Raw genomic sequence first — 843 nt, forward strand, 5'->3', positions numbered from 1 at the left:
GTCGCCCGCGCCCGCCGCCGCGCGGGCCGCGTCCTCGACGCGTGCCCGGTACGCCGCCCAGGCGTCGCCGTCGTGGAACGGCAGGTTCGGGTCGTCCGGGCGGGTGCCCACGGCGCCGTCGATCGTCTCCCGCACGATGTCCGCGTGGCCCGCGTGCCGCGCGGTCTCGGCGATCACGTGCACGAGGATCCGGTGCAGGGTGACGTCGGCGGACGCGGGTCGCCACCACGGGACCCGGCCCGGTGCGTCGAGCGGGAGCGCGTCGATGGTCGCGTCCGCGTGGGCGGCCGAGAACGCGTGCAGCTCGCGGACGGAGTCCAGCGACTCCTCCGCGGGGACCCACAGGTCGGCGTTGGGCTCGGCGTCGTCGGCGAACCACGGCAGGGCGCGACCGTGCGGGCGGCCGAACACCGCGCCGAAGTAGTCGAGCTGGACGCTGGCCACGTGCTTGACCAGGCCCGCGACGTTGGTGCCGGTCGGGGTCAGCGGCCGGCGGGCGTCGTACTCGGAGAGCCCGTCGAGCTTCGCGAGGAGCGAGTCGCGGTTCTCGCGCAGGTACTGGTGCAGCGTCGCCTTGTCGTCCATGGGCCCAGTGTGCCGTCGCGGTCCGACACGCGCCGGGGCGGTGCGGACGGGCGGGCGACGCGGGTGGCGCGCCCCGGTGCCCGGGCGCTCACCCGGACGGCGCAGGGCGGGCCGCCGCTCCGGGTGCGCGCCGGCCGGTCCGATCCGAGACTGGCCCCGTGACCGACCGGCTGCTCCTGCTCCGCGCCCTGGCGGAGGCCGTCGCGCGCTCGGGCCCGGGGCCTGACGCCGGCGTCTGCCCGCCGGCCGTGGAGCGCC

General features: G+C 78.1%; 1 protein-coding gene. It reads right to left on the reverse strand.

Annotated features, from left to right (window positions below; all coding sequences use genetic code 11):
* A partial coding sequence (locus FA014_RS19630; protein ID WP_154731266.1) for a DinB family protein occupies window positions 1-585 on the reverse strand: 585 nt, incomplete at its 3' end.
* Window positions 586-843 lie beyond the last annotated feature (258 nt).

Origin of the sequence: Cellulomonas hominis (assembly GCF_005239125.1) — a bacterium.
Lineage (GTDB): Bacteria > Actinomycetota > Actinomycetes > Actinomycetales > Cellulomonadaceae > Cellulomonas > Cellulomonas hominis_A.